This is a genomic window from Rhodopseudomonas infernalis, assembly GCF_022271405.1.
Lineage (GTDB): Bacteria > Pseudomonadota > Alphaproteobacteria > Rhizobiales > Xanthobacteraceae > Rhodopseudomonas > Rhodopseudomonas infernalis.
The window spans coordinates 1-12,805 of the sequence record NZ_JAJNAL010000037.1 but is presented as its reverse complement, the minus strand read 5'-3'; the positions used below and the strand labels follow the sequence as shown (position 1 = coordinate 12,805).

The 12,805-nt window shown below is 66.1% G+C and carries 12 protein-coding genes; 6 read left to right on the top strand and 6 right to left on the bottom strand.

Annotated elements, in window-relative coordinates:
• Window positions 1-5: 5 nt before the first annotated feature.
• From LPW26_RS20325 to LPW26_RS20305, 5 genes are all read right to left on the bottom strand, one after another.
• On the bottom strand, window positions 6-548 hold the full coding sequence (locus LPW26_RS20325) for a TRAP transporter small permease subunit (RefSeq protein WP_238737445.1): 543 nt from the start codon (window positions 546-548) through the stop codon (window positions 6-8).
• A 134-nt stretch (window positions 549-682) separates the two neighbouring features.
• Window positions 683-1,723, bottom strand: coding sequence for a TRAP transporter substrate-binding protein DctP (gene dctP, locus LPW26_RS20320; protein WP_238737444.1), 1,041 nt, complete (start codon window positions 1,721-1,723; stop codon window positions 683-685).
• 182 nt (window positions 1,724-1,905) lie between these two features.
• Window positions 1,906-3,249: an FAD-dependent oxidoreductase gene (locus LPW26_RS20315; RefSeq protein ID WP_238737443.1), complete on the bottom strand. Its 1,344-nt coding sequence runs from the start codon at window positions 3,247-3,249 to the stop codon at window positions 1,906-1,908.
• Window positions 3,246-3,551, bottom strand: coding sequence for a ferredoxin family protein (locus LPW26_RS20310; protein WP_238737442.1), 306 nt, complete (start codon window positions 3,549-3,551; stop codon window positions 3,246-3,248). The genes LPW26_RS20315 and LPW26_RS20310 overlap by 4 nt, the downstream gene beginning before the upstream one ends.
• 73 nt (window positions 3,552-3,624) lie before the next feature.
• Window positions 3,625-5,751 carry a molybdopterin-containing oxidoreductase family protein gene (locus LPW26_RS20305; RefSeq protein WP_238737441.1) on the bottom strand — a complete coding sequence of 709 codons (2,127 nt, stop codon included), beginning with the start codon at window positions 5,749-5,751 and terminating at the stop codon, window positions 3,625-3,627.
• 229 nt (window positions 5,752-5,980) lie between these two features.
• Here LPW26_RS20305 and LPW26_RS20300 point away from each other — a divergent pair, with 229 nt between their 5' ends.
• The 3 genes from LPW26_RS20300 (at window position 5,981) to LPW26_RS20290 (ending at window position 8,952) form a co-directional block, all read left to right on the top strand.
• Entirely contained in the window at window positions 5,981-6,844 is an 864-nt protein-coding gene (locus tag LPW26_RS20300; RefSeq protein ID WP_238737440.1) for an AraC family transcriptional regulator, read from the top strand.
• A gap of 218 nt (window positions 6,845-7,062) precedes the next feature.
• Window positions 7,063-7,905, top strand: a complete 843-nt coding sequence (locus LPW26_RS20295; protein WP_238737439.1) for a lysophospholipid acyltransferase family protein — start codon at window positions 7,063-7,065, stop codon at window positions 7,903-7,905.
• Between the two features lie 105 nt (window positions 7,906-8,010).
• A complete protein-coding gene (locus LPW26_RS20290; RefSeq protein ID WP_238737438.1) occupies window positions 8,011-8,952 on the top strand; it encodes an aldo/keto reductase in 942 nt (313 codons plus the stop codon).
• A 353-nt stretch (window positions 8,953-9,305) separates the two neighbouring features.
• Here the strand turns inward: LPW26_RS20290 and LPW26_RS20285 are convergent, their stop codons facing one another.
• On the bottom strand, window positions 9,306-9,638 hold the full coding sequence (locus LPW26_RS20285) for a hypothetical protein (protein ID WP_238737437.1): 333 nt from the start codon (window positions 9,636-9,638) through the stop codon (window positions 9,306-9,308).
• Window positions 9,639-10,955: 1,317 nt separating this feature from the next.
• Between LPW26_RS20285 and LPW26_RS20275 the strand changes: the two genes are divergently transcribed.
• From LPW26_RS20275 to LPW26_RS20265, 3 genes are all read left to right on the top strand, one after another.
• Window positions 10,956-11,645, top strand: a complete 690-nt coding sequence (locus LPW26_RS20275; protein ID WP_319942186.1) for an HAD family hydrolase — start codon at window positions 10,956-10,958, stop codon at window positions 11,643-11,645.
• 72 nt (window positions 11,646-11,717) lie between these two features.
• On the top strand, window positions 11,718-12,227 hold the full coding sequence (locus tag LPW26_RS20270; RefSeq protein WP_238737435.1) for a PaaI family thioesterase: 510 nt from the start codon (window positions 11,718-11,720) through the stop codon (window positions 12,225-12,227).
• 39 nt (window positions 12,228-12,266) lie between these two features.
• Window positions 12,267-12,791 carry a hypothetical protein gene (locus LPW26_RS20265; protein WP_238737434.1) on the top strand — a complete coding sequence of 175 codons (525 nt, stop codon included), beginning with the start codon at window positions 12,267-12,269 and terminating at the stop codon, window positions 12,789-12,791.
• Window positions 12,792-12,805 lie beyond the last annotated feature (14 nt).

The window sequence follows — 12,805 nt, the reverse complement described above, 5'->3', positions numbered from 1 at the left end:
CCCGATCAGTGAGAGGAAGCGTCGCCGGCCTGCTTGCCGAACACGGCGGGATCGTTGTCGTGGCCGGCAAGCGTGCGGATGTCCGAGGCGATCCGCACCAGGCCTTGCAGCAACAGCAGCACGCCGGCGACCGGAATCGCCAGCTTGACCGGCCAGATGTATGGATTCCAGAGGCTGTACGAGCTTTCGAGCTTGGCGACGGACTCCCATGCCATGTCGGCGCTCTGCCAGATCAGCACCCCCATGAACAGCAAGAACAGGAACGAGGTGGCGAGATCCACTCTCGCCTTCTGCACGCGGCTGAACTTGCCGTAGAAGATGTCGACATTGACGTGCGCCCGTTCGGCCAGCAGATAGCCGCCAGCGACGACCGCGTAGACCCCGAAGATCAACTGCGCGAATTCGGACGTCCAGATCGCTGCGCTACCGACCACGTAGCGCATGATGACGTCGGCCATCAGCAACACGAAAATCGGGAGGATCAACCACGCAGCGATCCTGGCGACCCAGTAATTCAGCTGGGTGATGGCGGCGGCGATCCTCAACATGCGATGACTTTCATGGTTCGGCCCGCGCAGCCGAGCCGAGCGCGCGCGACGCTCCACTCGAGCCAATCCGGTCGCTCGGCTGTTGGCGGCGTATCGACCGATGCGGCGACGGCCTCACGGCTTGCGTCGGCAACTCAGACGTAGCCGAGGTCGGACATCAACTTCGACAGCGCGGCGCCGCCTTTGGCCGCATGCTCGCCCTTCGCGGTTTCCTTTTGCAGGATCGTTTTCGAAGCCGCGGCGAATTTCGCCATCACGTCTTCCGGAAACTGCACGACCTCGACGTTCATCTTGGCCCGGCCGGTGGCGAGCGCGACTGCTTCCTGATGCTGATACTCGACCGAACGCAGAAAGTAGCGTTCCTCGATCAGCGACAGCAATTGCAACCGCAGGTCCGGCGGCAGCTTGTCGAGCGCCGCGGTGTTGATGATCCATGCGTCGTTGGTGATCCCGAGCGCCGGCTTCATGTGGAACGGCGCCACCTCCCAGAACTTCATCGACAGCGCGCCGACCGCGGCGCCCCAATGCGCGCCATCGACCACGCCGGTCGAGATCGCCTGATAAATCTCCGGCCCGGCAATCTGCTGCGGCGAAGCGCCGGCCGCGGCGAAATACTCCAGCATCGCGCCTGTCGAGCGGATCTTCAAAGAGCCGAGTTCGGCGGCCGAACTGATCTTGCGCTTCAGCACGACTTCGGTCGGGTACGCCTTCTCGGCGAACATCACCACGCCTTTGGGCCGCAGTTCGTCGTTGACCAGCTTCTCGGCGCCGAGGTTCTTGGTGAAGTGCATCATCTCCCAAGGCTCGCGCAACGTGCCGGGAACGCCGTAGAGCAGCCCCAGCGCCTGCGCCTCGCCGAGCATATAGGCCGGCGAGATCGTGCCCATCTGCACGACGCCGCGGCGGACGACGTTGTAGATCTCGCGGTCCTTGGCGATTTCGCCGGCCCCGAACGTCTCCAGCGTGAAGCGGCCGTCGGTACGCGCGGCGAGCTCCTTGGCGAGCACGCCGAGACTGTCGTTGAACGAGCCCGACGCCTTCGGCCAATGTGCCTGAACCTTCCAGTTGACCTTCTGTTGCGCCAGAGCGGGACCGATCAAAGCCGGAGCCGCTACAGCGGCGAGCGCGCCTTTCATGAGGCTGCGACGGTTGGTCTTGCTGATCGAGCCTGACACGCGCTTCTCCCTTGTTAATTTGTTTTGATGATCTGACCATGGCGTAAACGCACCAGTCAACGCATCGGCGAGGTTCGGGAGAAGCGATGATGTCGCAGCCTGCCGCTTGTTAGTTCGCTAGCGGACACGCAGACGCACGCGCGCGGGCCGCCTCGCGCGGCGTTTGACCGAGTCGCGGCAAATCAGCGCTGATGCGCGAAGCTGATCGCGACGTCGCTTTGCGACACGCCATCCAGCGCAGCAAACATCTCGGAAGTACGAACGAATTTATCGCGCGGCCGTCCATCGGCGGCCCCTCGCCGCTTCTCGGCGGCGTCGATCGCCGCCCAATCCTGATAACTCAGCAGCCGCGGAACGCGCGCGTGCAGGTGCGAAAGCAGCTCGTCGGGCTCCTTGCCCGGCCCTGACAATACACCGGTCGCGAAGTCCATCAGCACCGCCTCGGCCGTCGCGATGCTGCAGGCTCGATTCGTTCCGATCGTGCCGCTCGGGCCGCGCTTGCTCCAACCGCAGACATAGAGGCCTCGGACCAATGAGCCATTGTCCACGATGCGGCCGTCGCTGTTGTCGTGCACACCGCGATCGACGTCATAAGGCACGCCCGGCAGCGGCGCAGTGCGGCGGCCGATGCTGCTGAACATCATGCCACACGCCACGTCTTCGGTCTCACCTGCATGGCGCGCGAACCGGATCGCCGCGACGCGCCGATCGCCGATGACCTCGAGCGGCGATAAGCCGAAGCGAAAGACGCAGCGCCGTCGCCTGGACGGCTCCTGCTGGGCGAAGCTGCGCAGCAACGACAGCTTCTCGCTTTGCTCCGGATCGTCAGGCATCGCAGGCACCGAGGCAAGGTCGCGCGGATCGACCCAAGCGTCGCAACCGGCCAGGCTGAGGAAGTCGCGCAGCTCCTTGGCCCCGAACTTCGCCTGCGCCGGATTGCCTCGCCCCACCACATGCACTTCGCGCACACGGCTTTCCGCGAGGACCTCGAGCGCGTGCGTGGCGATGTCGGTCTGCCGCAATTCGTCGGCGGTCTTCGACAGGATGCGTGCGACGTCGAGCGCGACGTTGCCGTGGCCGATGACGGTCGCAACCTCGTGGCCCAGATCGAAGCTGAAATCGCGATAGTCTGGATGGCCGTTGTACCAACCCACGAAAGCGCCGGCGGAATGACATCCGGGCAGCGTTTCGCCCGGAATGCCGAGCGGTCGGCTGAGATCGGCGCCGGTTGCGAGCACGACGGCGCCATAGGCGGCGCGTAGCTCATCGATCGCGACATCCTTGCCGACCGTGACGCCGCCGATGAAACGGAAACCGGGAAGCGCCGCGATCTTGTCGAAGGTCAGACTGACCAGCTTGAGCTTGGGATGATCCGGCGCCACGCCGTATCGCACCAGTCCGTACGGCACCGGCAACTGCTCGAACAGATCGACGGCGACCGGCACGCCGGACCGCAACAATGCTTCGGCGGCGTAGAACCCGCTCGGCCCGGCACCGACGACCGCGACGTGAAACGGCACCGTCATCGTCCCAGCGCTTGCCTGCGTTCATCCGCGCCAGGCAATGGCGGCAGACGTGCTGTGATCACCGGCGTCTCGGCAACACGCTTGCGGTTGACGGCGATCCAGAATTTTTTGTCCGCGGCCAGCCGATAGTCGGGCTCGATCGCGCCGACCGGACAGGCCGGCACGCAGCCGCCGCAATCGATGCAGTTTTCCGGATCGATATAGGTCATGGCGCCGTCGAGATGGAAGCACTCGACCGGGCACACCGTCACGCATTCGGTGTAGCGGCAGCCCTTGCAGTTATCAGTCACGACGTGGGTCATCGTCGGAAATCCAGTGTGAGACGAGGAGACGGCCGACACCGCGCGGCGTCGGCCCAGTGAAGAGCTGTCGCGGCTACAGCCTCCCGACTTGCACGAGCACATCCGAAAACGTCGGCGCGCGGCCGAGATCGGCGAAGGCCGGCGGCGTCAGCGCGTGCACGGTCGCGCCCTTGCGGTTGGAGCGCTGCCAATATCCGGACGGCGCCACCACGACGCCGGCCATCACGTCGGCCGACACCGTCGCATAGGCTTCGAACGAGCCGCGATCGTTGAACACGCGGATCGGCGCGCCGGCTTCGATGCCGCGATGCGCGGCGTCGTCGGGGTTGAGGATCACCGCCTGCTCCTCGCCGGCCTGCGCGGTCTGCGCCGGCAGGTTGCCGTAGTTCGAGTTGAGGAAGGCGTGGCTCTTCGGCGAGATCAGGCTGAGCGGATAGCGCTCGGCCAGCTGCGGCGCGGTGCGGGCGCTCTCGTTCGGCGAAATATAGTGCGGCAACGGATCGATCGGCGAGCCGTCCTGATCGCCGCCATAGCCCTGCCGGAACAGCGGCGCGACGAAATTGCCGCCCTCAGCGATGGTCGACTTGAACTCGACTTTGCCGGTGGCGGTCGGGAAATTGCCGTCGCGATGCGGCGCCCAATCGGCCGGTGCCGGCATGTTGAGACGCGAAAAGCCCTTGGCCTTGACGTCCTCCAGCGTGATCCCTTGCAGTACCGGATTGGTCCAATCCAGCGACGCCTCGATCATCTCGTCATCGCTGCGGAAGAAGGTCGGGTCGGTGATCCCCATCGCCTTGGCGAGACGGCGGAACAACTCGGTGTTCGGGACCGCTTCGCCGAGCGGCTCGATCGCCTGATTGTTGTAGGACAGATAGAGATGTCCCCAGGAGAACATGATGTCCTTCTGCTCGAGCTGGGTGGTCGCCGGCAACACGATGTCGGCGTACTTCGCCGTGTCGGTGATGAAATGTTCGCTGACGACGGTGAACAGATCCTCGCGTTCGAGCCCCTTCTCGATCTTGTCCTGCTCGGTCACCATCGCCATCGGATTGGCGTTGTAGACGAACATCGCCTTGATGGGCGGATCGAAGCCGAGCTCGCCGGTCAGCGCCGCGCCGAGCCGCCAGGAGTTCAGCACGCGCATCTTCTCCGGCGCGAGTTCAGGCCGCATCAAGACTTCCCACTTCACCGGGAAGGCCCAGATCGGCAGTTGCAACAGACCGCCGCCGACATGCTTCCAGGCGCCGATCAGGGCCGGCAGGCAGGCGATCGCTCGCACCGTCTGGCCACCGCCGGCGTGCCGTTCCACCGCCACGCCGATCCGCACCACCGCGGGCGGCGTCGTGGCGTATTCGCGCGCGAGCTTGAGGATGTCCTCGACCGGGATGCCGGTCTCCTGCGAGGCGAATTCCGGCGTGTAGGTCGCGACGCGCTGCGCCAATTCGTCGTAGCCGACCGTGTGCTTGTCGATGTAGTCGCGGTCGACCAGGTCTTCCTTGATGATCACGTGCATCATCGCCAGCGCCAAGGCCGCATCGGTGCCGGGCCGGATCTGAATATGCCAGTCGGCCAGCCGCGCCGTGCGCGTCCTGACCGGATCGATCACCACCAGCTTGGCGCCGTTCTTCTTGGCCTGCTCGATGAACGGCCAGTGATGCGAATTGGTGCTGAGCGTGTTGCAGGCCCAAAGAATGATGTACTTCGAGTGCACGAAGCTTTCCGGATCGACGCCCGGCGTGTGCCCGATCGTCAGCAGATAGGCCGTGCAGGAGCCGGAATCGCAGAAGGTGCGCTCCAGCACGGTGGCGCCGAGCTTGTTGAACAGCGGATCGCCGACGTTGAGACCGTTGATGACGCCCTGGGTGCCGAGATAGCTGTAAGGCAGGATCGCCTGCGCGCCGTGCTCGGCGATGATCGCCTTCCAGCGCGTCGCGATGGTGTCGATCGCTTCGTCCCAGCTGATGCGCTGAAACTGCTTGGTGCCCTTCGGGCCGACGCGCTTCATCGGATACAGCACGCGCTTGTCGCTGTAGACGCGCTCCTCGTAGTTGTTGACCTTCACGCAGAGCCGGCCGCGCGTGAATGGGTGATCGGGATTGCCGCGCACGGCGATCGCCTTGCCGTCCTCGACGGTGGTGAGGATCGAGCAGGTGTCGGGGCAATCGTGGGGGCAGGCGCCTACGACGGTGGTCCGGGCCATATGGCTCCTCCATGTGCACATTCAAAACATGCGCAAGGATGCGGCAGCCGGAGCGGCGTGGCTTTTCCAAACCTGCTTGGTTGTATTCCAAAACTGCGCTGGACCGGACGCCCGCTTCGTGGCATGGTAATTGCTTACCTGGACTGTCCTTGCCTGCACTCGCGTCAATCTGTGGAGATTCACGATGGGGATGCTCGGCAATTCTGTCGATAAATATGTTACCGGCAGAATGCTCCAGACTTCGAACGACCGCCGGTGGTCTCACCTGCTCGCGGAGCGGTGGAGCCACGAATGCGGCGACCTGCCGTCGCTGCTGCCGCGCGACACCGAGATCGCCGTGCTGTTGCGCGGCAGGTCCGTGGTCGACCGCGAAGGCGCCGGCATGCGGCAGCGGACCTTTGGCCGGCGCGGAACGGTCTGGCTCTGCCCGGCCGGAATCCGCGAGGATTTCATTCGGGTCGAGAGCGAAATCCACGAATGTCTGCACATCTTCCTGCCCGGCCGGCCGTTCGAAGATACCATGCTGCAGGACATGGACATCGATCCGGCCGGCATCGCGATCCGCTACGAGGCGATCGACCACGACATCTTCATCGAGCACGTCGCGGAGCGTATCCTGCAGGAGCTTGCGCATGAATCCTCGACCGGTCGCCTGCTGATCGAGAGCCTCGGCCGCGCGCTGTCGGCGCATCTGGTCCACACTTACGCAGACACGGCGATTCGCCTGAAGCAGACGCAGGCGGCGAACCGCCCGCTCGACGCACGGCGATTGTCGCGCGTCACCGACTTCATCAGCACGTCGGCGGAGCGCGACTTCACCGTCAGCGATCTCGCCTCGATCGCCTGCATGAGCCCGGCGCATTTTTCGCGCAGCTTCAAGGCCGCGACGGGCTGCACGCCCCACGAATACGTCAGCCGGCAGCGGCTCGACCTCGCCAAGCGCCTCTTGGCGACGGATCGCCAGTCGCTGGCCGAGATCGCCTATGCGACCGGGTTCTCGTCTCAGGCGAATTTCAACCGCGCCTTCCGCAAGGCGGTCGGCACTACGCCGCGGCTGTATCGCGCGCAGCATCGCACCATTACGATCACGTAGCGCAGTCAGGCGGCAACGTTCCGCGGCGACATTCCGCGGCTTCGCGACCGAACAGGATGCGCGATCGTTTTGCTGCGTCACCACCATGTAACAAACTACCGATAGGTTAGCGTTGCGTTTGATCGAGACCCCCCGTCGCCGATCAGCGTCCCCCAGCGGTCCCCGTCAGTCGCCGCGTCTGACCGGGGCCGCACCTTTTTTGAGCTGGCGATATTACGATGATCCGTTTCGTCCTGGTAATTGCCTGCATCGTGCCGCTAACGCTGGCGCTGCTTCCCGTCCATCTGCTGGCGCTGCGCTACGGCTGGCGCATTCAGCGTAGTATCCCGCAGATGTATCACCGCATCGCCTGCCGACTGATCGGCGTGCGCATCCGGCAGGTCGGCCGGCGCGACAACACCGGCGCGGTGCTGATCCTCTCCAATCACGTCTCGTGGCTGGACATCTGCGTGATCTCCGCGATGGCGCCGGTGTCGTTCGTCGCCAAGAGCGAGGTCGCGACTTGGCCGGTGTTCGGCTGGCTGGCGAAGCTGCAGCGCACGGTGTTCATCGATCGCCAGGCGCGGCAGCGCACCGGTGAGGCCACCGCCGAGATCGGCGCGCGGCTCGCGAGCGGCGAGGCCATCGTGCTGTTCGCCGAAGGCACCTCGAGCGACGGCAGCCGCGTGCTGCCGTTCCGCTCGGCGCTGGTCGGCGCGGTGCATCACACGCTCGGCGACGACACCAGTATGCCGGTCGGCGTGCAGCCGATGGCCGTGACCTACACCGGCTTCGGCGGCCTGCCGATCGGCCGCGAACTGCGCGAGCGCGTGGCCTGGTACGGCGACGCCGAACTGATCCCGCACTTCATCGGCCTGCTGTCGGCTGGCGCGATCGACGTCACGGTGAGCTGGGGCGAACCGATCCGCGCCAGCGACCGCAAGGCGATCACGCGCCAGGCCGAGGCCTCGGTGCGGCGGATGAGCGAAGCCGCCCGCCGCGCCGGCGTGCAGGGCGCGATGGCGCCGCGTCCAGAGACGACCGCGGCACCGCAGAGCGAGCCGCAATTCGAGCCGGCCTGACGCGCGCCGATCTGCGCCGCGCAGAGCTGGCGAGCGCCTGCCGCCTTGCTCCGGCACGCGACGCGGGCCACAATCACGGCTTCCGGGTTTCGCACAGGACTTATCATGCAACTTCGCAATCTCGGCGGCAGCGGCCTGCGCGTGTCGCTGGTCGGCCTCGGCTGCAATAATTTCGGCCAGCGCACCGATCCCGACACCTCGCGCAAGGTGATCCACAAGGCGATCGATCTCGGCGTCACGCTGTTCGACACCGCCGACATCTATGCGGGCCAGGGCGGTTCCGAGACCGTGCTGGGCAACGTGCTCGGCGACCGCCGCAAAGACATCGTACTGGCGACGAAGTTTTCCAAGCCGATGGCCGCCGACGGCACCAAGCAGGGCGCCGCGCGGCGCTACATCATCGCCGCCGTCGAGGCCAGCCTGACGCGGCTGAAGACCGACTACATCGACCTGTATCAGCAGCACGATTACGACCCGCTGACGCCGATCGACGAGACGCTGCGCGCGCTCGACGATCTGATCCGCGCCGGCAAGGTGCGCTACATCGGCAATTCCAATTTCCCGGCGTGGCGCATCGCCGAGGCCGAATACGTCGCCCGCGCGCTCGGCACCCATCGCTACGTGTCGTGCCAGGACGAATACAGCCTCGTGGTCCGCGACATCGAGAAGGACCTGCTGCCCGCCGCGCAGGAGTACAGACTCGGCCTGCTGCCGTTCTTCCCGCTGGCGAGCGGTCTTCTCACCGGGAAGTATCAACGCGGCGCCGAGATCGCCGGCAACACGCGCTTCGCCAAGATGCCGGCGATCCGCGACCGTTATTTCACCGAGGCCAATCTCGACATCGTCGACAAGCTGAAAGCCTTCGCGGAGGCGCGCGGCAAGTCGCTGCTCGACCTCGCCTTCTCCTGGCTCGCCTGCCGCCCGCAAGTCTCCAGCGTGATCGCCGGCGCGACCAGCCCCGAACAGATCGAACAGAACGTCAAAGCCGCGAGCTGGCAGCTCAGCGCCGAGGAGATGGCGGAGATCGACACCATCACCAACGCGTAGCATCGCGGCGCCCTCCATCGCCCCAAGCACCGTCATTCCGGGGCGCGAGCGCAGCTCGCGAACCCGGAATCTCGAAGCGTTCTGCGGCAAAGGCCTTCGTCCCAATTTCGAGATTCCGGGTTCGCGCTGCGCGCGCCCCGGAATGACGGGGGATGGGGACGGGCAGAGCCGAGGTTGCTTCGCCGAACCACAACGCCCGTCATTCCGGGGCGCTCGCGCCAGCGAGCGAACCCGGAATCTCGCAGCGTTCTGCGGCACCAGCCTCCGTCCCAATCTCGAGATTCCGGGTTCGCGCTGCGCGCGCCCCGGAATGACGGGGGTTCTGCGGCCGGCCGTCGGCACGACATCGGACCTCATCGTGAGGCGTCCCCGCTGCACGCGGCATCACGGCGGTGCTGCTGAATCTCGTGATAAATTTCGTCGCACAAATCCCGTTCGACATCCGCGGGAATTCCGACCTGCAGTTGTGCGCAGCATTCCGGGCCATCGCCGACGCACCGCCGTGCGCGCCGGCATTTGGCGCTCGGGCAAGAAGCGTAGCCGGCATAGGTGTCTGACAATTCCTGGAACAGCTGCCGCCTCGCCTCCAGCCAGTCGGCATCAGTCAGCGCTTCGACGGCACCGCGACGCTCGTTTGCCTCGCATTGCTTCAGATACGCGTCGTCCCATTCGACGATCTTCGTCATGATGCGATCTCCTTCGGTCTGTGATGAAACGAAATGGAGCGGGCATGCGCGATCCTCGCCCGCGTGGTGGATCGCGAGAGCGGCCGGCTCGGAGGACCTCCGCGCCGGCCGCCAGGCCGAGGGAGGCGGAGCGCCGAAAGGCGCGACCTTGAGTAGTGCCGCAGCATGCTCGCCGGATCGCCGGCGATCAGAGGCCGCGGAAACGCCTTTCGACGCTCCACCGTGGCGATTTTTGACCCCGGGGCCGTTCTTCCGGGCGCAGCATCGGACCCGAAGGTCCGCCTCCGGCGGATTTCTCCGCCTTCACCTGCGCCGCGTCCAGCCGGCATCAGCGGCAGAGCCCCGTAGTGGGCCCGGACGGCGACCCGGGGCTCCCGAGTACGCGAGGCAACGTCTGCCCCACGCCCGCAGGCGCCACCGCCTCACCCCACATCTCCAAGCGTCCCAGGAAACGCCCCTCGATGGGATGAGGTTATAGGAATATATTCAGAAGTTGATGGGAATGTCAAGAGCCGGCTGACGCGACAATGAAGCTTTCCCCGCCTGAGCGCCGTGCAACCTTTCCCCGGTGAGCGCCGTGCAACCAAGGCGGCAGTCGTACCGAGTTGTTGGTCCTCCCGGTGCCCATCAGCTCCGGATTCCGGGTTCGCGACCTGCGGTCGCGCCCCGGAATGACGGCGTGTGGGGCTGGCAGAGTCGCCGCTGCTTCGCCCAACCCCAACGCACGTCATTCCGGGGCGCTCGCGCCAGCGAGCGAACCCGGAATCTCGCAGTGTTCTGCGGCGCCGGCCGTCGTCCAAATTTCGAGATTCCGGGTTCGCGCTACGCGCGCCCCGGAATGACGGGGGGTGGGGCTGGCAGAGTCGAGGCTGCTTCGCCCAACCCCAACGCACGTCATTCCGGGGCGCTCGCGAAAGCGAGCGAACCCGGAATCCCCCAGCGTTCTGCGGCGCCGGCCGTCGTCCGAATTTCGGGATTCCGGGTTCGCGCTTCGCGCGCCCCGGAATGACGGGGGGTGGGGCCGGGCAGGACGCTGGCTTCCGTCGCCGACGCCAAAGACCCTTACGCCGACGGATGCCCGGGGCTAAGCTGAGCCTATGAAGCCGGTATCGAGCCTTCCTTCTTCCCCTCCCCAGCCCCGCCGGCTGATCTGCGCCGGGTGCGGGGTGGAGTTTGGGTGCACGATGGATGCGCAGTGCTGGTGTGCGGCGGCGCCGGTGAGTTTGCCGATGCCGTCGGATGCGGTGGATTGTTTGTGCCCGGACTGCCTGCGCGAGCTGGCCAGAGCCAGCCGGCCAGCGGGTGACAGGTGAGCGCGTGACGGACTGGATCATCGAGGCGGTGCTGCTCGACATGGACGGCACGCTGGTCGACACCGAGCGCGTCTATCTCGACAGCCTCAGCGAAGTGCTGAACGAATTCGGCCTGCCCGATGCGATCGCCACCTGTCACAGCATGATCGGCCTGCCCGGCCCGGAATGCCAGGCGCTGCTGGTCGCGCGCTACGGCGACGCCCTGCCGCTCGCCGACATCAATCGATCCTTCGTGCGCAAGCGCGACGCCCGCTTCGCCACCGGCCTGCCGGTGAAGCCCGGCACGCTGGAACTGCTCGACACGCTGCGCGAGGCCCGCTGCCGCGTGGCGGTGGTGACCTCGTCGACGCGCAAGACGGCCGACATGCATCTGACGCTGGCGGGCATCCGCGACCGCTTCGACACCGTGCTCACGCGCGACGACGTCGCGCACGGCAAGCCGGCGCCGGATCTGTATCTGCTGGCCGCGGAGCGGATCGGCAGCGCGCCGGGAAATTGCGTCGCGGTCGAGGATTCCAGCGTCGGCGTCGCGGCCGCGTCGAGCGCCGGCGCCATCACCCTGATGGTGCCCGACATGCTGCAGCCCGACGCCGCGACGCGCGGCAAATGCGCCGCGGTGCTGCCGGACCTGCACGCGGTGCTGACGGCGATGCAGCAGCGTGGCCGTTTCGTGCCGGCGCCCGCGCTCACCTGACGCGCGGACGCGCCACTGGAGTCCGGCCGCCGAGTTTGATATGATTACTATCATTCAAACCGGAGGAGCGGCATGGACGCGGGCGGCGGACGGAAACGGGACTACGGCGTGACGCCGATCGACGTGATGGCGTCGATGTCGGGACTCGACTTCATTCGCGCGATGTTCGCCGGCGAGCTGCCGGCACCGCCGATCATGCAGACGATCGAGCCGTTCGACGAAGTCGCCGAGCTGGGCCTGATCGTGATGCATTCGGCGCCGGGACTGCGGCACTACAATCCGATCGGTTCGGTCCATGGCGGCTACGCGGCGACGCTGCTGGATTCGGCGATGGGTCTCGCGGTGCAGAGCATGCTGAAGCCGGGTCAGGGCTACACCACGCTGGAATTCAAGATCAGCTTCATCCGCGGCATGAGCCAGGACAGCGGCGTGGTTCGGACCGAGGGCCGCACGCTGAATGTCGGCCGCCGCGCGGCCACCGCGGAAGCGCGGATCACCGACAGCAGCGGCCGACTGCTGGCGCACGCCACCACGACCTGCCTGGTGTTCGAGCTGCCGACCGGAACCGCCGCGGCGTCGTGACGTTGTCCCCGGTACATCACAACAATTGCCGGAGTGATCATGTCGCTCGCCCGCGACCGGACAATGCCGCACGCCTATCGTTTCGACGACGACGGGCTGGTTCCGAACAATGAGCTGCCGCTGCTGATCTACAAGCGCGCGGTCGACGTCGCGCGGCCGGATCCGGCGGCGGCGATCGAGCAGCTGTTCGCGCGCAACGGCTGGGGCCATCAGATGTGGCGCAACGGCATCTTCGACTACACGCATTATCACGCGACGGTTCACGAGGCGCTCGGCGTCGCGCGCGGCCATGCGTTGGTGCTGTTCGGCGGCGAGCAGGGCGAAGCGATCGAGCTGAAGCCCGGCGATGTCGCGGTGCTGCCTGCCGGAATGGGTCACCAGCGGCTGTTCGCGTCGCATGATTTCGAAGTCGTCGGCGGCTATCCGCCCGGCGCTGAAATGCAGGTGACGCGGCCGACGCCGGCGAATTATCGCCGCGCGCTGAAGAGCATTCCGGACGTGGCGCTGCCGGAGAGTGATCCGGTCGTCGGCAAGGATGGACCGCTGCTCGGGTTGTGGAAGTAGCAGGCTCACTGCTC